The 19,390-nt window shown below is 44.7% G+C and carries 20 protein-coding genes and 1 tRNA gene; 15 read left to right on the forward strand and 6 right to left on the reverse strand.

Annotated elements, in window-relative coordinates; genetic code table 11:
* Together MKZ16_RS11685 and MKZ16_RS11690 are read left to right on the forward strand one after the other, a co-directional pair.
* The gene (locus tag MKZ16_RS11685; protein WP_076104624.1) at nt 1-1,353 is read left to right on the forward strand and encodes a DNA repair exonuclease; all 1,353 of its coding nucleotides are present in this window, start codon (nt 1-3) and stop codon (nt 1,351-1,353) included.
* Nucleotides 1,343-4,582, forward strand: a complete 3,240-nt coding sequence (locus MKZ16_RS11690) for an AAA family ATPase (RefSeq protein WP_076104625.1) — start codon at nt 1,343-1,345, stop codon at nt 4,580-4,582. The genes MKZ16_RS11685 and MKZ16_RS11690 overlap by 11 nt, the downstream gene beginning before the upstream one ends.
* On the opposite strand, the gene MKZ16_RS11695 is transcribed toward MKZ16_RS11690, so the two are convergent.
* Nucleotides 4,569-5,690, reverse strand: a complete 1,122-nt coding sequence (locus tag MKZ16_RS11695) for a hypothetical protein (RefSeq protein ID WP_339815722.1) — start codon at nt 5,688-5,690, stop codon at nt 4,569-4,571. The two genes, MKZ16_RS11690 and MKZ16_RS11695, sit on opposite strands and share 14 nt — an antisense overlap.
* A 196-nt stretch (nt 5,691-5,886) precedes the next feature.
* Here MKZ16_RS11695 and MKZ16_RS11700 point away from each other — a divergent pair, with 196 nt between their 5' ends.
* The 3 genes from MKZ16_RS11700 to MKZ16_RS11710 all read left to right on the forward strand — a co-directional run bounded on the left by MKZ16_RS11700 (nt 5,887) and on the right by MKZ16_RS11710 (nt 7,212).
* Complete coding sequence (locus tag MKZ16_RS11700; protein WP_038569895.1) at nt 5,887-6,459, forward strand: xanthine phosphoribosyltransferase; 573 nt, start codon at nt 5,887-5,889, stop codon at nt 6,457-6,459.
* A 101-nt stretch (nt 6,460-6,560) separates the two neighbouring features.
* Nucleotides 6,561-6,878 carry a hypothetical protein gene (locus MKZ16_RS11705; protein WP_036689410.1) on the forward strand — a complete coding sequence of 106 codons (318 nt, stop codon included), beginning with the start codon at nt 6,561-6,563 and terminating at the stop codon, nt 6,876-6,878.
* Nucleotides 6,879-6,993: 115 nt separating this feature from the next.
* The gene (locus tag MKZ16_RS11710; protein WP_036689413.1) at nt 6,994-7,212 is read left to right on the forward strand and encodes a hypothetical protein; all 219 of its coding nucleotides are present in this window, start codon (nt 6,994-6,996) and stop codon (nt 7,210-7,212) included.
* 96 nt (nt 7,213-7,308) lie between these two features.
* On the opposite strand, the gene MKZ16_RS11715 is transcribed toward MKZ16_RS11710, so the two are convergent.
* Nucleotides 7,309-7,755: a hypothetical protein gene (locus MKZ16_RS11715; protein ID WP_076104626.1), complete on the reverse strand. Its 447-nt coding sequence runs from the start codon at nt 7,753-7,755 to the stop codon at nt 7,309-7,311.
* Between the two features lie 182 nt (nt 7,756-7,937).
* On the opposite strand from MKZ16_RS11715, the gene MKZ16_RS11720 reads away from it, so the two are divergent.
* A tRNA-Leu gene (locus tag MKZ16_RS11720) sits at nt 7,938-8,021 on the forward strand.
* Between the two features lie 934 nt (nt 8,022-8,955).
* On the opposite strand, the gene MKZ16_RS11725 is transcribed toward MKZ16_RS11720, so the two are convergent.
* The 3 genes from MKZ16_RS11725 to MKZ16_RS11735 are packed head-to-tail and all read right to left on the reverse strand — an operon-like array spanning nt 8,956 to nt 10,897.
* Nucleotides 8,956-9,639 carry a hypothetical protein gene (locus MKZ16_RS11725; RefSeq protein ID WP_038569897.1) on the reverse strand — a complete coding sequence of 228 codons (684 nt, stop codon included), beginning with the start codon at nt 9,637-9,639 and terminating at the stop codon, nt 8,956-8,958.
* Nucleotides 9,639-10,529 carry an ABC transporter ATP-binding protein gene (locus MKZ16_RS11730; protein ID WP_076104627.1) on the reverse strand — a complete coding sequence of 297 codons (891 nt, stop codon included), beginning with the start codon at nt 10,527-10,529 and terminating at the stop codon, nt 9,639-9,641. Before MKZ16_RS11730 ends, MKZ16_RS11725 begins: the two co-directional genes overlap by 1 nt.
* Nucleotides 10,526-10,897: a GntR family transcriptional regulator gene (locus tag MKZ16_RS11735; protein ID WP_036689422.1), complete on the reverse strand. Its 372-nt coding sequence runs from the start codon at nt 10,895-10,897 to the stop codon at nt 10,526-10,528. The genes MKZ16_RS11730 and MKZ16_RS11735 overlap by 4 nt, the downstream gene beginning before the upstream one ends.
* A 200-nt stretch (nt 10,898-11,097) precedes the next feature.
* On the opposite strand from MKZ16_RS11735, the gene MKZ16_RS11740 reads away from it, so the two are divergent.
* Complete coding sequence (locus MKZ16_RS11740) at nt 11,098-11,907, forward strand: class I SAM-dependent methyltransferase (RefSeq protein WP_036689424.1); 810 nt, start codon at nt 11,098-11,100, stop codon at nt 11,905-11,907.
* Here the strand turns inward: MKZ16_RS11740 and MKZ16_RS11745 are convergent.
* Nucleotides 11,899-13,146, reverse strand: a complete 1,248-nt coding sequence (locus tag MKZ16_RS11745) for a S8 family peptidase (RefSeq protein WP_076104628.1) — start codon at nt 13,144-13,146, stop codon at nt 11,899-11,901. The genes MKZ16_RS11740 and MKZ16_RS11745 overlap by 9 nt on opposite strands.
* 166 nt (nt 13,147-13,312) lie before the next feature.
* On the opposite strand from MKZ16_RS11745, the gene MKZ16_RS11750 reads away from it, so the two are divergent.
* The 8 genes from MKZ16_RS11750 to MKZ16_RS11785 all read left to right on the forward strand — a co-directional run bounded on the left by MKZ16_RS11750 (nt 13,313) and on the right by MKZ16_RS11785 (nt 19,233).
* Nucleotides 13,313-13,684 carry a hypothetical protein gene (locus MKZ16_RS11750; RefSeq protein WP_051491616.1) on the forward strand — a complete coding sequence of 124 codons (372 nt, stop codon included), beginning with the start codon at nt 13,313-13,315 and terminating at the stop codon, nt 13,682-13,684.
* 194 nt (nt 13,685-13,878) lie between these two features.
* Nucleotides 13,879-14,580 carry a hypothetical protein gene (locus MKZ16_RS11755; protein ID WP_076104629.1) on the forward strand — a complete coding sequence of 234 codons (702 nt, stop codon included), beginning with the start codon at nt 13,879-13,881 and terminating at the stop codon, nt 14,578-14,580.
* A 25-nt stretch (nt 14,581-14,605) separates the two neighbouring features.
* Entirely contained in the window at nt 14,606-15,157 is a 552-nt protein-coding gene (locus tag MKZ16_RS11760; protein ID WP_076104630.1) for a GNAT family N-acetyltransferase, read from the forward strand.
* Nucleotides 15,158-15,390: 233 nt separating this feature from the next.
* Nucleotides 15,391-16,428 (forward strand): ABC transporter substrate-binding protein, encoded by a 1,038-nt coding sequence (locus MKZ16_RS11765; protein ID WP_051491617.1) that lies wholly within the window; start codon nt 15,391-15,393, stop codon nt 16,426-16,428.
* A gap of 16 nt (nt 16,429-16,444) precedes the next feature.
* A complete protein-coding gene (locus tag MKZ16_RS11770; protein WP_051491618.1) occupies nt 16,445-17,434 on the forward strand; it encodes an iron ABC transporter permease in 990 nt (329 codons plus the stop codon).
* A gap of 1 nt (nt 17,435) precedes the next feature.
* Nucleotides 17,436-18,215 (forward strand): ABC transporter ATP-binding protein, encoded by a 780-nt coding sequence (locus MKZ16_RS11775; RefSeq protein WP_076100835.1) that lies wholly within the window; start codon nt 17,436-17,438, stop codon nt 18,213-18,215.
* A 43-nt stretch (nt 18,216-18,258) separates the two neighbouring features.
* Entirely contained in the window at nt 18,259-18,786 is a 528-nt protein-coding gene (locus MKZ16_RS11780; RefSeq protein WP_076104631.1) for a pyridoxamine 5'-phosphate oxidase family protein, read from the forward strand.
* 3 nt (nt 18,787-18,789) lie between these two features.
* Entirely contained in the window at nt 18,790-19,233 is a 444-nt protein-coding gene (locus tag MKZ16_RS11785) for a DinB family protein (protein ID WP_076104632.1), read from the forward strand.
* Nucleotides 19,234-19,390 lie beyond the last annotated feature (157 nt).

The following is a 19,390-nucleotide window of genomic DNA, read 5'->3' on the forward strand; positions in this document are numbered from 1 at the left end:
ATGATTCCATTTCGCTTTCTGCATACTGCTGATTTACATCTGGATAGCCGTTTTGCCGGGCTGGCGCATATTTCGCCAGCCATTCGTGCTTATTTACGTGAGTCTACCTTTGCCGCCCTCGGGCGGCTTGTCCGCGTTGCGATCCAAGAGAATGTTGATTTTATTGTCATTAGTGGAGATGTGTACGATGTTTCAGATGCTTCATTACAGGGACAGCTGCGATTTCAGGAAGCGCTCAAAGAACTCGGTGAGCACGGGATTAACGTGTTCCTGATTCATGGCAACCACGATCCGCTTGACGGACTGCGTCTGACAACGGAAATGCCAAAGCATGTTACCGTATTTGGCGGAGAGAAGCCAGAACACGCTACAGCTTACCGCCGTATAGATGGCCAAGAAGTTGCCATCGTTAGTGGAATCTCTTATCCAACGGCGAAAGTGACGAACAACACAGCTGTAACCTTTTCTCGTAAACCTGGCAGCCGCCTGTTTCATATTGCGATGCTGCATGGCAATGTAGACGGTGATTTGCTGCATGAGACCTATTCTCCTTGTAGTCGCAGGGACCTTATCGAACGGGGTTTTGATTATTGGGCGCTTGGACATATTCATAAACGGAGTGTACTGCATGAGAAGCCTGTGATTGTGTATCCAGGCAATATACAAGGGCGCAGCATTAAGGAAACCGGTGCTAAAGGCTGTTATATTGTGGATGTAGATGAGGCTGGAAGATCCGCTCTGCAATTTCATGAACTGGATTTCGTTCGCTGGCAGGTTAGAGACCTATCTATAGAAGGATTAAGCAATGAAGCAGAATGGATACAGAAAGTGGAGCAGGTTATTGAAGACATCCGCGCGGAGTTCCCGGAGCTCATGTCGGTGGTCAGATTTCGTCTGATTGGACGAGGGGACGTACATAAAGTATTGGCTGAAAAAGGGGCGGCAGAGGATCTGCTGTCAGAACTCCAACGCCGTGAGGCGATTAGGGCTGAGCGTAAAGATTACAAAGGGCTTGTCTGGACCGAAGGGTTCGCCATCGAGTCCGGCTTAGCTATTGATCGCCAACGCTTATTGGAAGAAGATAGTTTTCTTGGAGAAATGCTGCGCATTGCAGAGCATACGGAACATTATCCGGAAGCGCTCGAAGAACTATTAAATAGTGCGCTTAAACCGCTATTGGAGAATCAGGAGCTGCGTAAGCTGTTGTCTATGACTAGTCAAGAAGAGAAGTTGAGCTGGCTACGTGGTGCAGCAGAGCAGGGGATCACGATGCTTGGTGGGATGGATGATACTGTTGAAGCGGCGGAAAGTCTTTCGTATCTACAAGCCGGAGGGCAAAACGATGAAAATTGAACATTTGCATATCAATGGCTTCGGGCGTCTTCACAATCGAGAGATTCATTTAACGCAGGGAGTGACCGTACTTTATGGGCGTAATGAAGCAGGAAAAAGTACGACACTGCAATTCATACGCTCTATGCTGTTTGGAATTCCAAGCCGTGGAAATCCCTTGGAAAGGTATGAACCTATGCAAGGTGGATTGCATGGGGGGACCCTGAAGATACGTGACTGTAATGATGGTTTGTGGACCATTCGCCGTTTTGCTTCAGGTGCTGAGGGATCAGGAAGAAATGAAAAGCTGAACATTACAGTAAATCATCCAAATGAAACGACTCAAGAGCTAGGACAAGCTGAAATGGAACGACATTTACTTGGGGGGATCTCTAGGAGTATGTTCCAGCAATTGTTCGCAGTTTCACTGGACGAGCTGCAGGAGCTTGCTGCCCTTCAATCTGAGGAGATGAGCAGCTTTCTTTTTCATGCAGGTATGGGCGGTGGAGGTGCAATCATGCGTGCGGAACGCCGTTTGGTGCAGGAAGCTGAGAAGCTGTACAAACCTCGTGGCAAGCTGCAAGAAGCAGCAAAAGTTGTGCAAGCCATTGAAAAGCTTGAGCGCCAAATGGTTGAGAGCCGTTCTTATCTCCCGCGATATAACGATAATATAGTGGCATTGAGGGCAACGGAGTCGGAGCTAGATGAATTGGAGCAACAGCGTAAGCTCACTGGAGAGCAGCTAGTGATGTTTCGAAAAGCACAGGAAGTCCGTGAGCTGTGGTTAAAGTGGAGCGAGGCTCAGCTAGAGCTGCAAGGATTGCCATTGATTTTAGCCTTTCCTGAAGAAGGGGCAACTCGCTTTCAGGCATTTGAAGGAGAAATTCGTAATGCACAGGGATCAGTAGTACGTTATGAACGTCTTCTAAGCGAGCTTACTATTGAACTGGCAAAGAACCCTCCAGACGAAGTATTAGCAGCGCAGGGGCCTGCTTTGGAGCGGCTGGACCGGCATCGGAGCAGTTATGAGAACCGTAGAACGGAAAGACAGCGGCTTGAGGGAGAATTAACGGCGCTGAATGAGCATTTGCGGAGAATTCTGCGCGGCATTGATGTGAACTGGGGCCCTGCAGAGCTGACTTCATTCTCCGGTACAGCAGCGGATCGTGAAGCTGCACGGAAGTTTGCGGCGGCGTTCGCTAGTTATGACCGCCGCATGGAGGCGGAGGGTGCAACGCGGCAGTCGTTGCGATCCCGTTTGGCCGCTGCCACAGCGTCGCTCCAAGCAGCAGAACGGGCGCTGGCGCGTGAGCATGCTACCGGCGCGGAATCTTTTGCGCAGCTGGCTCCCCGCAGCGCCCGTGAAGTGCTGCAGCTGTGGGACGAGCTGCAGCAGGCGGCCGAACGCTGGCGCGAAGCGCAGCTCAGCGAAGGGCCAGCGCGCGGCGCCGGAAGTGACGGCCTTGGCGCGAAGCGCATGGCCGCGCTCTATCGGCGCCTGCTGTGGGCTGGGGCAGCACTAACCGTGCTGCTGCCCGCAGCGCTGTGGCTGACCGGTGCTCCGCCGGCCAGCGCCGTGCTTGCGATCGGCCTGCTGGGTGCGGCCGATCTGGCCCTTTGGGCCGGCTTGCGCGGAGCGCGCCGGCCGGAAGCGTCCCCGCCAGAGCATAGCGGGGACGTCAGCGCAGCCGCAGCCGAGATGCTGCGGCTGCGGGGGCAGCTGCTCTCCGGGGCGGAGCCGGAGAGCGTTGTGCCGGGGCGGCGGACGGCCGCCCCGGGGTCCAGCCCTGACGCAGGCGGGCTGGAGGCCTCCATGAGGGAGCTTCGCAGGCTCATGGAGGCTTGGTCAGCTTGGCGGCAGCGCATCGAACGCTATGCCGCCGAGCGTGATGCCTGCCGCACGGAGCTGGAGACACTGGCAGGCCAAGAGAAGCTGCTCGCTGAAGAAATGCACCGGGCGGAGGCGGCATTTACGGAAACTGCTGAGCAATATGAAGAATGGCTTCGCCAACGCAGGCTGCCTGAAGGGTTATCCCCTGAAGGGCTGCCGGATATTTTTGCTATGGTTGAACAAGGGAATGAGCTGCTGCGCCAAGAGAATAAACTCTCCTTACGATTGAAGGAGCTGGAAGCAGAATGTAACATGTTTGAGGAGGAGCTGCTCACACTTATCTATGAGTCGGGTGCTGATCTTGGCGACGAGTCTGGTGTAGCGGCAGCTGGCTTTGAAATAGATCCGCAAGAGGGGAAACGAATATCTGCGTTATCCTTACTAAGCTGGCTGGAACTGCGAAAAAGAGCGTGGGATGATCTGAAAAAGGACTTGATTCGCCGGGAAACTATGCAGTCAAGATTGCAAGATGTGGATGAAGAACTCAAGGAGAGCCACAGGATATTAGGTGAGCTGAGAGAACAGCGTGAGCTTCTGATACAAGAAGGCGGGGCGACTGGTGGAGAAGACTTCTTACGCAGGTCAGCAGCTGTGCAGCGGCGCAGTGATCTGAATAAATCGATTCGCCAGTGGGAGCTTGTTATGTTCGGTGGTTGGGAGGAGGAGCGGGTTACTGCTCTGCTGGAATTATTAAATCATCATGATGCGGAAGCATTGCAGCTGAAGCGGTCATTGGCTGAAGAGTTGATGGAACGGCAGGAAGAGGGTTGGAACACCCTGCTGGAGCAGCGAGGCAAGCTGCTTCAGGAAAGGGAGTATCTGAAGGAGCGCTGCGTGGAGGATTCCGTTATTCAGCAACTGGAAGAGCAGAGAGCAGCCTTGCGGATCGTGGCTGATAAATATGCAGTGGCAGCGATAACTGCCGAACTAATCGGGCGAACTCGCCGTGTGTATGAGCAGGAGAAGCAGCCACAGGTATTACTGCTTGCCTCAATTTATTTCTCCAAGCTGACGGAAGGGGAATATAAAAGGGTTGTTATGACACTAGGGCACAAAGAGCTGAAAGCTGAACATAAGAATGGGGGATTACTAGACAGCGGACTGCTCAGCCGAGGGACGGCAGAACAGCTGTATCTTGCCATCCGGCTGGCATTGGCAGAGACCATGTCACGGCAAGTATCGCTGCCGCTGTTATTCGATGATCTCTTCGTTAACTTTGATGAGTCTCGTCTTCATGCTGCGCTTGGACTTCTTGGAGAACTGTCGATCTCCCGCCAGATTGTGATGATGACCTGTCACAAGCATGTGGCGGAAGCGGCAGCACGTATGATTCCTACAGCAGCGGTTATTTCCGTGTAGTTCGGGTGATTGGTTTTACGGATACGAGACTGTTCCCCTTCTCCTTTGAGTTCGATGAAGTATTACTACCTGGTGGAGAGGACCATGGCGTGCGCAGCAGCTTGACAGCCCAGACCAATGATAAACCTCCGAAGATTGGGTAGAACACGGAGAGCAGTGAACTAAAGCCAAACTGGCTCAGTAAATAGCAGACCAACATCAGAAGTGGTGTGATTAGTGCAGTTGATAGGGGAAGCCGTTGCTTAAGCTGTACAGCTACTCCATAAATATCGGCGACAAAAGTGCTGAAGATCTCCAAAAAGATCAGCAGGAGATATATAGTTTGCACTACAGTACCCAACCGGACGGCGATGCTGCCCATCGGAATTTCAAAATTGAGAATCCCTGGCATCTGTGAGCTCATTGCGAAATGTGCGGCGATCAACATAAAACCAATCCCGGTACCCCCAATAATACCGCCCCATACAAGGGATTTTTCTTCCTCTGTGTGACGAGCCATAGGGACTAAAACAGCTTGTGCCATCCCTAAATTAAAGGCGGTGTAGAGCAGCGGTGACATCCATGCGCCAAAGAGAGAGCGATCGTTATCAAGGAACAGGAACCGTCCAGCTCCCGGAATTTGAAAAGTATTAAAAATAATGATAAGTGACAGAGTAAGCATTAAAGGTACAACAATACTGTTCATTTGCAGAATACCGGAAATCCCTCGTTTTAGCAGAAAGTATGAACCAAGCAACGTGATAATTAGTCCAGTCTGATAATGAAGTCCGAGATGCTCCTGAAAAATAGCGCCGGCCCCTGCAAGCATAATACTGTTTACTCCGATCAGGACGACCATCGTGAACAAACTGATGGTGCTTCCGACCTGTTCCCCGAAGAGGTGGCGGTTAAAGTCTTCATAGGATTCCGCTTCTATTCGCCGAGCAATGACCATCATTTTTGTACCCAGCCATATGAACAATATAGTTGAGAGCAGGATGGTCAGGACTGCCCAGTGCCCGTAACGTGTGAAAAATTTTAATATTTCCTGTCCGGTGGCGAATCCGGCTCCTACAATGGTGCCAATATAAGTGAAAGCGATCTGTAATGTTCGGACATGTGATTTCATGGCTCCCCTCCTAATAGTTTTACGAAGCTAAAGAAAAATCATAACGAGTGCTATGCAGGATAACCTTGTGTACTCTGTATAGTACAGGTTATGATGAGGATCAGTAGGACATGACTTCCGTCGTAATTGCTTTATGATCAGTGATTAATTTGTACGGAATGTCTGCGATTATAAAGGGTATTGGAGGTTCAAAGTCATGGAAGTGTTGAAACAGCGGATTTTGGAAGAAGGTGTCGTCGTTTCGGATGAAGTGCTGAAGCTGGATGCACTGCTAAATCATCAGGTTGATCCACAGCTTACGATGGAAATGGGACGGGAGTTTGCCGGGAGGTTTGCGGACTCAGGAATTACACGTATTGTGACCGTTGAATCCTCGGGCATTGCCGTGGCATTTGCCACCGCGTATGAATTAAAGGTGCCGCTAGTTTTTGCACGCCGCAAAAAAACTCTGTTAGCTGATCCAGATGCGCTTTGCGAAAGAGTTCCGTCTTTTACAAAAGGTATCGTTACTGATATTATGTTGTCTCGCCAATTTATCTCTCCAGAGGATAAAATCCTCTTTATCGATGATATTATTGCCAATGGTGATGCAGCGCGTGGGTTGATTAAGATCATTCAACGTTCTGGCGCTGAGCTAGTTGGTCTTGGTGTTGTAGTTGAAAAAAGCTTTCAGGCAGGGGCTCGGACGATCAGAGAGCAAGGCATTCGTCTGGAGTCACTCGTAAGAATTACCTCTCTAAATGGAGGCACCATCGAATTTGGGGAATAACCTAATTGGCAATAAGAACAGGCCTATTTTTTAAACAACTGCTTTTCACCCTATGGATTTTCCTTTATAATAAAAATTAGACATAGGGAGGAGGCGTCACAATGGGGAAAGAACCGGTGACTGAACAATTTTTTATTGATAAATTAACCGAGGCCAAGGATCATTTCGAGCGTGCGCTGGACTGCAAACACACGGAATTCGACGATCTGTATCCCTATATGATTGAACATCCTCAGTTTTTTTGGTACAAACGCTATGTAGCCTGGTCAGAGCTTCTGACAATCAAAGGTTTGTGTGAAGAGTTATCCTTTCCTTGGAGGGAAAAATTCACTACTAACCAAGTGGAGTATCTGGAGCAACGTGTGATGTCCGCTAAAGTTCTTGACTTCTGGTTTGAGAAGAATGAAGCGCTGATATAAGAATGCTTTAGTAGACATGCAAGTCGTTAATTGCCTACATGAGACCCAGATGATTTATCATTTGGGTCTTTTTTCTGAGACTAAATAGGACAAGCTATGACAGGAGGGATTAATGATGATTAGCGATGAGCAATTGGATGCTTACCGGATTTCCGGTGAGAAAATTCGTGTAGTGCGCGATGGCTTGGAAAGTAACGACGTAAAAGGGATAGTTCTTGCATGGGATGATTCTCAGGTGATGATACGTCGTCAGAATAGACGAGTAGTGAAGCTGGATCGCAATTATTTATTCCAGCCATTTAGTGAACCAAGACAAGATCCGGATAATATATAATTTTTACAGTAATAATATCCGCAGTAATAATCTTCATAATACAAAACAGCTCCTCGCCCTACTGGGCGGGAGCTGTTTCTGTAATGTCATTTGGGACTATATAGTTAGAGCAAGTTCAGACGCATTCTCTTCTCTGGAGAGTATGGAGAGTTCTGATGACAGTCCAAGATACGCGCGCATGCGCAGCATCATTTCTCTACGGAAGCCTGGCCATAATATATTCATCTCTCCTTGAAATCCTCTGCAGGAATATAATGCTTCGACTCCTCGCTGATCTTGGCGAACGGTAGTAATCTTCAAATCATGGGAGCTCAGCTCGCGCGTAACCTCTTGAAGCATTAGTGACGTCCTCTTAGTGGCACCAGATACGAGCTCCATATATAGCTGAGGGGTCTTAAACAGGCCGCTTCTACTGATTACACGGCAGTCGCGTTCGAAAACTTTATGAATAAACGTTAGCAGCAAATAGCTTCTGACCAGGGACAGTTCTTCTTTAGTTACTTCTTCATCAATAATGGATGTGTTTAGCTTCGTAGTCGCCATTATAAATCACCTCATTTATATTATGCGAACTTTTGTTCTCATTATACCTTATATTCGGCAACAAAAGCAATAATTATCCATAAATTAATGAATGATAAGAAAATGACGGAAATATATTGACGTTGGATTCTCAGCGTGGTATGATCTATCTTGTGACCGCAATAAGCGAGTCATTATAATACGCGGTCATGGCGGAATTGGCAGACGCGCTGGCTTCAGGTGCCAGTGGTAGCAATATCGTGGAGGTTCGAGTCCTCTTGACCGCATAGCTAAAAGGATTATAGAACTGCTCCAGTAGCAGTTTTATAATCCTTTTTTTTGTGTTTTTCAGCAGACGGTAGTGCTTAAGCGAAAGAAATCTTTAAGAAACATCTCCTGAGGCTTACGGACCCAGATGAAGCTATTTGCTCATTTATCGCTTTTTGAGCATAGTATCGGACCCCAGTGCAGCTATCGCATAGGAAAAGGATCGAATTTAGCATTTTTTATGTCAACAGCGACTGTGGGGTCCGATAGGAATCTAAATGTGCTCTAAAGCTGCGAATAAGGTCAGCTGAGTCCGATAGCATCTTCGTACGCGCAGATTGGAGAAATACCAATTTGTGTTTTACTACTAAGCTACTCACCCCGCGGAATCATCATCACCTAAGGCTTACGGACCCAGCTGACGTTATTTGCTCATTTATCGCTTTTTGAGCATAGTTTCGGACCCCAGTGCAGCTATCGCATAGGAAAAGGATCGAATTTGGCGTTTTTTATGCCGATAGCGACTGTGGGGTCCGATAGGAATCCAAATGTGCTCTAAAGCTGCGAATAAGGTCAGCTGAGTCCGATAGCATCTTCGTACGCGCAGATTGGGAAATACTAATCTGTGTTTTGGTCCTTCGCTATCTGCAATAGAGGCACTACGTTCTGCTTTAAGCTACTCGCCCCGCTGAGTCCGATAGCGCCTTCGTACGCGCAGATTGGCGAAATACTAATCTGTGTTTTGGTCCTTCGCTATCTGCAATAGTGGCACTGAATTTTGCTTCTACGCTACTTAACCCGCTGAGTCCCATAGCAACTTCGCGCGCGCAACTATGCTTGAATCCAATGAAGTTTGTTGTCTAGATCAAAGTCTAAGACCCGAAATAAAACAGGTGCACCCAGCAACCATTGCATGGCTATTGGGACACACCTGTTTTTTTATAGGATAATGAATTACACGGTTGCTCTACGCAGCATCAAAAACGATAAAAGAGCGTACACGACTGTCAGAGGCATGGACCACAAGGCAAGTTCAAATGCGGTATATCCAGCAAACCAGTTAAAGAGGTCTACCCACCACTGATTATAGGTCATTAACAATACGCCGAGACTGCACAGGATAAACGTAACCCCTGAGAAAATGAACAAACCGCTTCGGCCAAATCTCCGGAAGATGCTGGATATCATTAGCCCCAGAAAAAACATATGCAGAAAGAGCGCAAAATACATCCATAGCTGTTCGAGGGCATTACCATCATTTAAATAGGGCAAATGAAAATAATGTAGTTCCAAACCCCAGCCACCTGTCAGTTTGCTTTCAATGATGGAGAGCAGGTAGAGGAGAATTGAGTAGACGGCGCTAGTTATAATAGCCATTAAGGAAGTGCCTATGAAATAATCCGTTCTTCGTTGGCTTAAGCCCAGAGCAAAAGGGAAGGTCTGCACCAAAATGAGTATACCGGTGATTAACATATAAATGAAGATAGAAACCAGACCGCCGGTATAGATCGGTTCTTGGAGGAAAGAAGCGACGATGACATTTACCAAGAAGCTGGATAACAAGATTACCCAAGGCGTATACAACCATAACCACTTATCTCTGAAATGCATTTTTAACATACCTGCCGTAGGATTCATTACACGGTCACTTCCTTTCCTAGAGATTTTTTATTTGTGAGATGAACAATTAATTGCTGTAAAGATACAGGTGAGATTTCTAAGCCTAACTTTTCAGCATGTGCTTGATCCTTCACGTTGAAGCCGATAATGGTGGCTGTATGCAATCCGCCAAAAGACTCGCGGGAAATGACTTGTTTGCCAGCGATAAAATCTTCGATCTTTGCTGTCGCGCCGATTACCGTAACAGCTTGCCCACGAAGGGCTTCAGCATCTTCGTTAATAATTAGCTTGCCGTTGTCGATGACGATAACATGCTCTAAAAGCTGACTTACTTCATCGATCAAATGGGTGGACAAAACAACCGTACGTGGATTTTCAGCATAATCTTCAATTAGGCGATCGTAAAACAGGCTTCTAGCTACTGCATCAAGACCTAAATAGGGTTCGTCAAAAATGGTAAGCGGAGCACGGCTGGCTAGACCTACTACAATTCCTACAGCCGAGAGCATACCTCGGGACAGCTTTTTTATTCTTCTTTTTAATGGCAGATTGAAATCCTTGATTAAAGAGTGAGCATATTCCCGATCAAAGTTTGGGAAAAATAATTCGGATACCTCCAGTACATCGATGATTCGGTACGTGTCCGGATACCTTTGGCTTTCCTTAATGAAGCAAATCTGCCTGAGAACCCGGTTATTCTCGTACGGATGTTCACCAAATACGTTCAGGACACCACTTGTAGGGAAAAGCTGAGCTGTGATCATATGCATTATTGTGGTTTTTCCTGCACCGTTTCTGCCGAGTAGCCCGTATATCTTATTTTTCTCCAAAGAAAAACTGAGTTCATGGATGGCAGTGACATTTCCGTATGACTTAGTCAATCCTTTGATTTCAACGACTTCATTCATGACTTGTTGTCTCCCCTCTGAATCATAATTGTTAATTGATCCAACGTAATTCCTAATTTTTCAGCTTCACGGATCATGGTTACTACATACTGTTCATAAAATTGTTCTTTTCTCTTCTCCATCAATACTGCACGCGCTCCAGAAGCTACAAACATACCGATTCCTCGTTTTTTGTACAATATCCCTTGATCCACAAGCAAATTCACACCTTTCGCAGCCGTAGCCGGATTGATCTGGTAGAAAACAGCAAACTGATTTGTCGAAGGAACTTGTGACTCCTCCAGCAGTGTTTCTTCGATGATGTCATTTTCTATTCGTTCGGCGATCTGCATAAATATCGGTCGTGTATCATCCATTAAGTTTCCCATGTATTCACCGCCAACTCCATTTGTTAGTTAGTTATGTAATTAACCATATATGCAACGAAGTTAATTGTCAATATTTTTTAATTATTTTGGGCTGTATCCACATAAATAAAGGCTGCCCAGAATGCTCTGGATAGCCTTTTATTTGCATTACATAAATGCTATGATTTTGTCCTTGGTAAAAAAGAAGGGGGAGTTCAGCTATGAATGATTATGGTCCGGATCTGTTCAAAGATACTGCAAGCTATTACACCAGATATCGCCCGCTATATCCGTCCTCACTGATTCGATATCTAGTGAACAAATTCTCACTTAACGGAGAGGGCCGGTTGCTGGACTTAGGTTGTGGTACTGGGCAGTTAGCGCAAAGGTTTACGGATTGGTTCGAAAAAATTGTTGGCGTAGATACTGAACTAGAGATGCTAGAAGAAGCAAAGCTGTTATCAAAGTACAACAGGGTTGAGAATGTTAGCTGGCAACAGGGGAGAGCGGAAGAACTATCCAATGACTGGGGTTCCTTTCGTCTCATCATGATGGCTAAGGCGTTTCACTGGATGGACCGAGAATCCATTCTTGAAATTCTCTATCACAGTTTAGATGATAACGGCGGTATTGCTGTAATTGATACTTTTAATGAACAACAAGAACCGTTACCTTGGCAACAAAAGGTAGATGAAGTAGTGAAACGCTGGTTGGGTGACGAAAGAATAGCCGGGAACAGTACATATAGACATCCACAAGAAAGACATGAGGATGTTGTAAAGCGATCCAGTTTTACAGATGTTGAAAGACAGGTGTTATCGAGTTATTCCATCACTTGGACTGTTGATTCTATTCTAGGAAATTTGTATTCTACGTCTTATGCCTCTAAGCGATTATTTAGAGATAACTTAGAACGTTTTGAAGATGATATGAAATCAGCTTTATTAGAAATAGAGCCTACAGGTATATTTACAGAGGAATTGTCGGTTTCAATCATTACTGCCTTTAAAAAAGAAGCGGATTTACGATAAGAATCGCGCATTGATCTCACCGCATCCTGCTGTGTTAGGACTTAGTTTAAGGCGAAATGTGTTCTTTTTTAGTATGGATTTTACTTGCTTAGGCGTAAGTGAAGGGTTCCTCTGGAGTAGTTGCGCGATCACACCCGAGACGATAGGTGTTGAGACACTGGTACCGGACAGCACAAAGTAATCTTTAGCTATCCGCAAATAAGGAAGCTCGCGATCCAGCTTGGATCGTGGGGCACGAAGGGAGATGATCGTTTCGCCTGGAGCAACGAGATCCGGTTTCTTCCTTCCTCCCGGTGCGGGTCCACGACTGGAGAACCAAGTGATTCGGTCGTCCGCTTGCGTGAGCGTGCGACGGTCATCCACTGCACCGACAGTAATTGCTGAAGGACTAATCCCTGGAGATTCGATCGTACTGCGTCCCGGTCCGCTGTTTCCAGCTGCTATTACAACGTTCAGTCCGGCTTTAATTGCTTTTTCTACAGCTTGGCAGAGTGGATCATCTGAACAAGGAAGATTCACCTTACCTCCGAATGACATCGAAAGAATACGAAGATTAAGTCTTCTCCGATTCGCAATACACCATTCAATTCCTTTAATGATTGTGGAATCATATCCATCGCCATTTTTATCGAGTACTTTGACACCTACTATCCCTGCCTCTGGAGCAGGGCTTTTGTATTTTCCTTTACTCATCCAACCGTTGCCTGCTGCATCCCCTGCGATATGAGTTCCATGGCCGTTATCGTCATAGGGCTGTTTTCTATGATTGATAAAATCTTTAAAAGCAACTATGCGGTTAACAGGGCGAAACAGGTCAGGGTGCCGATACACCCCTGTATCAAGAATAGCAATATTAATCCCTTTTCCGGTAAGCCGCTTTTTCTTTTGGGCAGCTGTGGAACCAATGGATGGTGTCGCTATATTAAGGGATGTTTTTTTGACTTGATCCAAATAAATTTTTTCGATACCATCCCAGCGGCACATCCGGTTCAGGCAGTTCTTTGAAACTTTGGATGATATCGAATTGAGCAGGTGAAGATGATGTCTGATCGGAAGGTCGTGGGATTTTAAATGGTTTTGTAAAGACTGTAGCTGGGCTGTAGTTATTTTTTGTTTGAATTTAATGATAACTGGAATGGAATTTGCCTTATGTGCTGGAAGATAGGAACGTTGAACTCTTTTTCTCAAAGAATGGTGCATTTTCGAATGATATTGCTCTAGCCATTTTTGACCGTTCATTAGTAATGAATCACCTCTTGAAGGTATTATATGCACTGCAGAGCTAGTGGACACGAAACTATGAAACTAGGATTTAACACATTTTCAGATTTGTAGGTGAAAGAGAGGTCAAACATTACGATTCTTGCATTTACTAACGTATCCTAAAAAGAAAGTGGTGAAGTAAATGGCAATTATTAAAAAACCAGTTAACAAGAAAGCAGTTATGGCTAGCAAAGTTCTCGCGGCTAAAAAAGCGAAAGCAGCTCCTACGAGAAAGAAACGTAGAATTAGACAGACTCTGGATAGATTTATTGTTGTTGCTATTGGTACAAATGCAACGGGTACACCTAAAGATACTACGGGGTGGTCAGCTTCATTGAGAGCTGGAACTACAACGGTAACTGCTGATTTTGACGAATTTGGTGTAGTTAGATTCCCAACAATTAGTACCTTAACATCAGTACCTTATCTTCTCACTTTAAGAGATGAGAGTGGAGCTACTATAAGAAGTTTTAACGTTCCCGCAGACCGCGAATTTTTTGTGGCTAGATTCTAGTTTGGACAAGCCAGGTCAAGTAAACAGCATGTGTCGATTTTATATCGATGCGTGCTTTTTTTTATGTATTTTTCTAACTTTGATTCAAGTGAGTGATTTGTTACAGACAAACAGAATGGGGGGATGCCATACTTTCAGCATCATAATTTTGGGAATATAGTACAAAAATGGACATAAGGCGGGTGAGAGGTTTCGTGAAAGAAAAAGGGAATATATCAGGTATTCAATATTTTTTATTAGGACTGCTTGTATTTTTAATGTTAGGAATGGATATGTTCATCATGGGATTAGATCAATGGTTATGGGGGGATTTGTTTAATATAGACGACTTTTTTGTCAGCCCTTGGTACGTACTAGTTGTTCATTGGAGCATAGTCACCCTATTGTGGACAGTTGGAGCTATGATATTTCTACTTTGGTTCAGGAAGAGGAAGTTGATTGAAAAGGTAATATCTTTGCGTTGGAGCTCTAAGGTCATTCCTTTGTTAATTGTAGCTTTTATATCAAGCTTTTTGTTCGCTGTGTTGGAATTTTGGATTAATGGGGAGAGCATTCCACAGATTTATAGAGAATATGAAAACTTCAAGTTAGAACATGGTTTTATGGGCATATGGGTTGCCTTGGTTCAAAACATATATTACATTGTGGAAGCTGTACTAGTTGTACTATTGGTTGCGCTAATGCAGTCTGCAGGAGAAGTATGGTTTAAGAATCCTTCTCTTCCTTATGGCGGAATAGGTTTAATGCTGACTTGGGGATTAGGTCATTTGACACATGGTCTGCAAAGCGGCTTGTATATTACTGCTTTTTCTTTGGTGTTTGGCTGGCTGTTTGTGAAAGCGGGTAAGCAGTGGTGGCCAAGTTTTCTGTTTATCTGGCTTGTATTTGTTTTATAATATTTAGTTTAACGGGGGGATACCATTGTACAATCCAGAGAAGAGAACAATTACTACTGAAAGATTGATTTTAAGACCTTTTGCATTGTCTGAAGCACAGCGTGTCAGTGAGCTCTGCAATAATTATAATGTTTACAAAAGTACATTAACTCTACCTTATCCATACCCCATTGAATGTGCGTTATCATGGATTGAAACACATGAAGATGAGTTCAATAATGATAATTCATATGAATTCGCTATTACTGATAAAAATACAAACGAGCTGTATGGTGCTATAGGACTGAGAAATAACCGGACACACAGAAACGGCGAGCTTGGATATTGGATAGGTGAGGAACACTGGGGTAATGGATATGCTACAGAAGCAACAAAAGCGGTCATTAATTTTGCTTTTACAGAAAAACATTATCACAAAGTGTATGCCAGATTCTTTGCTACAAATCCTGGTTCGGGACGGGTTATGCAAAAATCTGGCATGCTGAAAGAAGGCGTTTTGTTACAGCATATTTATAAAGAAAATGAGTTTGTAGACCTTATTCATTATGGGATTATAAATACGAGAGCTACTGACTAACGCTTGGATTTCATACACCACTATTTGAAGTCACGCCCATTGGGCGTGGCTTTTTTTATTAGAAATGCTAGTCCGCTTCAACGGACAATAATGAAATTCCTTCTTATTTAAAATTAAAATAAAATTCTTGACACTTCTCATTGATAACGATTATCATAGGAAGCGATTAGTGAAAATGAAAATCATTATCACTACATGAAACGTATAAATATACATATTCGGAGGGATAGATTTTGAAAAAATTATTAGTACTCCTGGTTGTTGCAGCGGTTACTGCAATGACTGCTTGTTCGTCTACTAATACAACGGACAATCGAAAAAATGAAGCAGTAACGAATACAACTGCTAATGAATCGAAAGAAGCGAATGCAGCAAATACAACAGAAGTAGCGAATACAGCGGAAGCTGCCGGCAAGGTGTACAGTCTGGAGAATGATGGTGTGGATGAAACGTTGTTCAACGAAGCCTTAAGCCAATTCCCTTCTACAGTACCGGAGCGTATTGTAACAACTTCTGTACCGTTAACAGAAATGCTTTATTTGCTCGGCATAACACCGGTAGGTGTACCTACTTCAACGAATCCAATCCCTGCTGATTTCGAAACAATTGATCGTATTGGATCTCCTATGGCACCGGATCTGGAAGTAGTGACAAAACTTGAACCAGACTTGCTGCTGGGAGCGGAATCACTTCGCAGCACATTAGACAAATCGCTAGAAGGAATCGACCTACAAAAAGCATATTTGAGAACAGAATCATTCGAGGATTTAAAGCTTAGCCTCAAAGTTTTAGGCACTTATTTTAATAAAAAAGATGAAATGAATGCTGCTTTAACTAAGATTTTGGACAAAGAAAATGAGCTGAGTCAATTAGCCGAAGGCAAAGAGCTGCCAAGCGTGCTGCTCGTAATCGGAACCGCGGATTCTTTTATGGTCATGAGTGAGAAATCTTATTTAGGTAGCTTGGTGAAAAAGCTTGGTGCTGATAACATCGCAACTTCTGTATTGCAAGTTACTGACACTTACTCACCTATTAATATGGAGAACATTGTAGCCGCTGATCCAGACATCATTCTCGTACTCGCTTCAGGCGACCACGGAGCGACAGAGGATAAGTTCAAAAAAGAAATAGAGAAAAATGAAACTTGGACAAAGCTCTCAGCTTATGCAAATAACAAAATCAACATTCTAGATTACAGCGTATTCGGTGTTACTTCGATCCTTAACGCCGAGACAGCCTTAACCGAAATTGCAAAATACTTCTATGAATAATTAAAGGAGACAGCAAGTGATAAATACATCTCGTAGCAGAATTATTGTTATTGTAACGTTAGCACTTGCGCTCGTTGCCGCCATAATTGCGATTGGACTAGGCTCAGTATACATCCCCATACCAGACATCCTAAGCACAATCTTTGGGTCAGCGGCAAAAGCGGTGAATGCCACCATCATATGGGATATTCGTCTGCCGCGTGTATTACTGGCGATGATCATTGGGGCAAATATCGCGGTTTCAGGCGCTCTGCTGCAAGCTGTGATGGGCAACCCACTTGCTGATCCAGGATTGACCGGTGTAACGAGTGGAGCGGCTGCATGTGTGCTTGTCATTATGCTTGCAGCACCACAATATACGGAGTTTATTCCAATTGCGGCTTTTGTTGGTGGACTAATCGCTGCAGGGATTGTATATGCATTAGCGTGGAGAAGAACCGGCATTTCGCCGATCACTATTATTTTATCAGGAGTTGCTGTGAATGCTCTTTGCGGGGGATTAATAGGACTCCTGACCATCATGTACAGCGACAGACTTCCGGCAGCAGTCCAATGGTTGAACGGCAGTTTGGCTGCAAAAGGGAACAATGCCTTGATGATGGTTTTCCCGTATGCCATTGCAGGCTGGATCTTATCCTTTTTCGCGATCCGCAAGGCGAATATTATACGTTTAGGCGATCAGGTGGCTTCGAATTTAGGTGAAAATGTGGATCGAATTCGTATTCTACTTTCCTTGCTGGCAGTATTTCTAGCGGCTATCTCTGTAGCGGCTATAGGGATGATTGGCTTTGTTGGACTTGTTGTGCCACATATGGCTCGATTGTTGGTGGGTTCAGACTATAAATTTCTTTTGCCGATGAGTATGGGACTTGGAGCATTGGTATTGTTGATAGCAGATACAGGTGGACGTACCTTATTTGCACCTTTAGATATTCCTGCGGGTATCCTTATGGCGGTGATCGGTGGACCATATTTTCTATACCTGATGAGAAAGAAGGCGTTCTAACATGTTTACTGTCGACTCTATTTCGATTCGGTATGAGCAGAAAAACATTATTAACAACTTCTCTTTTTCCGTAAAAAAGGGTGAAATCGTCTCGATTATAGGACCAAACGGTTCAGGTAAATCTACATTACTTAAGGCGGTATCACGACTAATTCCATATCATACGGGTGCGGTCACACTCGATGGTACGGATCTAAAGTCCATGACCGCCAAACAAGTGGCTCGAAAAATGTGCATGCTGAGCCAGAAGAACCAAGCGCCTAATGATATGACCGTGATCGATCTCGTCTCCTATGGAAGGTATCCTCATAAAAAATGGTTCGAAAAATTAAATCATGAGGATATGGAGATTGTCCACTGGGCACTGGAAAAGACACATTTAAAGGATTATAAGGATCGAGCAGTTTCCTCGTTATCCGGTGGTGAATCACAGCGTGCTTGGATTGCTATGGCCTTGGCGCAGCGCCCTTTGGTTATGTTGCTTGACGAACCGACCACTTACTTGGATATTTCGCATCAGCATGAAGTTCTTGAGCTAGTACGTGAGCTAAATCAAGACATGGGGATGACCGTCGTGATGGTGTTGCATGACCTCAATCAAGCCTCTACCTATAGTGACAGTATTGTTGTGGTGCAGGCGGGTGAAAAAGCGATGTATGGGGCACCAAATGAAGTTATGACAACCGATATGATCCGGAATATATACCGAATGGATGCCGAAGTTCAATATGTTCCTGCAGAGACGAAACCTCGTATTCATTTGTTAAGTACCGTTCGCTAGATTCGGGCTAGATTACATAACCTATTAATGGAGGGATTTTATAATGAAGAAGCCTGTAGATGTAAAGAAAAATAAAGAAAACTATTTGCAATTTATTGCGAATCGTAAAAATCTGATTTTGAGCTTAATAGATGACGAAGGAAAACCTTTTATCAGCTATGCTCCTTTTGTTAAGCATGAAGGCAAACTTTATATTTACATTAGTAAGATCGCCGAACATTACAGATATATGGAAAATAACGAGTTTGTAGATGCGCTTCTAATTGCAGATGAGTCTGCGACGAATAATAAATTTGCAACGGAACGTGTGCGATGGAATTGCACAGCAAGCAATATCGGGAATGACGGGCATGAGGAGATCTTTGAATTGTTTAATGCTGATCATGGGGCGGCAATGGTGAATTTGCTGCGTGGATTGGATTTTTCACTGTTTGAATTGACACCTGTCCAAGGGCGTTATGTTGTTGGTTTTGGCTTGGCCTTTGACATCGACGTAGATGCGAACCTGTTCAACCATGTGGTGATCGACAAGAAAAAAGACGAAGAAGCCACTGTACAAGGGAGCAAATAATCTATGACTTTCACTTTAGTGTTGCCAATCTGGCAAGCGGTACAAACGCGATTTCATAAAATGGTGAAGGCATTGCCGGAAGAGGATCTTAACCTTAAGCTAGGGAACTCTACGATTGGGGGATTAATTCAGCATAATGCGGAAGTTGAGTTTATGTTCGCAGAGTGGTTTTTTGCAAGACCTAATCCTCTAGGCGACAAGGCAGCATATTCTACATTGAATGAACTCGTTGATCTGCTGACTGTTTCCAATGAGAATCTAACTGCTGCGATGCAGGAATTTCCGGAAGAAGCGTGGCATGTGAGTGTGGATTCGGCTTTTGGCACATCTACACCGCTTGAAGCGATAGGCAGGCTTATGTATCATACAGGCATTCATGCCGGACAGATTTCGCTTATACAGAAAAATGCAGTCCGAAGTGAAGTGAGTAAATTGGGAAATGATTGATGAGAAAACGGCAGAAATGTCGTTTTTTTCGTGCGTAAATAAGGAGTTTTTAAAAGGGAGCTTGGTTACTTGTTGACGTTCTTTTGATGTCCCTTGATGGCCTTTTGATGTCCTCTGCTGCCTCTGAATTTGGTATAATGTAGGGGATTATAAGGGG

It is taken from the genome of Paenibacillus sp. FSL R5-0928 (genome assembly GCF_037970385.1).
In the GTDB taxonomy this organism is placed as follows: domain Bacteria; phylum Bacillota; class Bacilli; order Paenibacillales; family Paenibacillaceae; genus Paenibacillus_AQ; species Paenibacillus_AQ odorifer.

Coding starts and splice junctions, on each gene's coding strand:
- MKZ16_RS11685 (WP_076104624.1), top strand. CDS start 1: ATGATTCCATTTCGCTTTCTGCATACTGCTGATTTACATCTGGATAGC.
- MKZ16_RS11695 (WP_339815722.1), bottom strand. CDS start 5,690: ATGAAATCACATGTCCGAACATTACAGATCGCTTTCACTTATATTGGC.
- MKZ16_RS11740 (WP_036689424.1), top strand. CDS start 11,098: ATGAATGATTATGGTCCGGATCTGTTCAAAGATACTGCAAGCTATTAC.
- MKZ16_RS11725 (WP_038569897.1), bottom strand. CDS start 9,639: ATGAATCCTACGGCAGGTATGTTAAAAATGCATTTCAGAGATAAGTGG.
- MKZ16_RS11775 (WP_076100835.1), top strand. CDS start 17,436: ATGTTTACTGTCGACTCTATTTCGATTCGGTATGAGCAGAAAAACATT.
- MKZ16_RS11750 (WP_051491616.1), top strand. CDS start 13,313: ATGGCAATTATTAAAAAACCAGTTAACAAGAAAGCAGTTATGGCTAGC.
- MKZ16_RS11705 (WP_036689410.1), top strand. CDS start 6,561: ATGGGGAAAGAACCGGTGACTGAACAATTTTTTATTGATAAATTAACC.
- MKZ16_RS11735 (WP_036689422.1), bottom strand. CDS start 10,897: ATGGGAAACTTAATGGATGATACACGACCGATATTTATGCAGATCGCC.
- MKZ16_RS11730 (WP_076104627.1), bottom strand. CDS start 10,529: ATGAATGAAGTCGTTGAAATCAAAGGATTGACTAAGTCATACGGAAAT.
- MKZ16_RS11785 (WP_076104632.1), top strand. CDS start 18,790: ATGACTTTCACTTTAGTGTTGCCAATCTGGCAAGCGGTACAAACGCGA.
- MKZ16_RS11745 (WP_076104628.1), bottom strand. CDS start 13,146: ATGAACGGTCAAAAATGGCTAGAGCAATATCATTCGAAAATGCACCAT.
- MKZ16_RS11710 (WP_036689413.1), top strand. CDS start 6,994: ATGATTAGCGATGAGCAATTGGATGCTTACCGGATTTCCGGTGAGAAA.
- MKZ16_RS11690 (WP_076104625.1), top strand. CDS start 1,343: ATGAAAATTGAACATTTGCATATCAATGGCTTCGGGCGTCTTCACAAT.
- MKZ16_RS11700 (WP_038569895.1), top strand. CDS start 5,887: ATGGAAGTGTTGAAACAGCGGATTTTGGAAGAAGGTGTCGTCGTTTCG.
- MKZ16_RS11780 (WP_076104631.1), top strand. CDS start 18,259: ATGAAGAAGCCTGTAGATGTAAAGAAAAATAAAGAAAACTATTTGCAA.
- MKZ16_RS11715 (WP_076104626.1), bottom strand. CDS start 7,755: ATGGCGACTACGAAGCTAAACACATCCATTATTGATGAAGAAGTAACT.